Raw genomic sequence first — 596 nt, forward strand, 5'->3', positions numbered from 1 at the left:
TGTTAAACAACTCATTCGCCATTGCAATCGCTTCTTCTTTGTAGCCGTAGTTTTCCATCGCACGGAAGCCAAAGTACACTTGGTCTAGCCACACACGACCTCGCCAGTACACATCTTTACCGTAAGCAGGGTTGGTTTGCGATGCGGTCGGCAAAGGCACACCCGTTCCTTGGAATTTATCTGGCGTGTTGAACTCGTCTTGATCACGCATCACCGCGATCACTTTATCGGCACGCTCTTGCGTTGCTGCACCATTAAACAGCGGCGACCAACCTTCAGGGCCACGTCCACGCTCTACAATAGGCAAACCCGCACAGCCATTTGCAAGAGGCGCAGGAGTAGTGCCATCTTCAGCCACATTTAAGTGAATGTCGTAGAAGAATCCTGTGCTTTCATCAAACATACATTGGTTAATGTACGTTTTGATTTTTTCTGCGCCGTTCAGGAATTCTTGCGCGCGGTCTTTACCTTCTACGCCATCGGACACCAACTTCGCCATTTCCGCTAAGTATTTGTTGTCTGAGTACATGTAAGAGGCTTGATCCACCGATTCTTGCAGCATAGAGAAGCCAAGCAGCTCGCCGTCCGCTGCGTTA

General features: G+C 49.7%; 1 protein-coding gene. It reads right to left on the reverse strand.

What is annotated here, in order from left to right; translation table 11 throughout:
• A partial coding sequence (locus R7R78_RS27905) for an MGH1-like glycoside hydrolase domain-containing protein (protein ID WP_263856346.1) occupies positions 1-596 on the reverse strand: 596 nt, incomplete at both ends.

Source organism: Vibrio sp. 2134-1 (assembly GCF_033339495.1).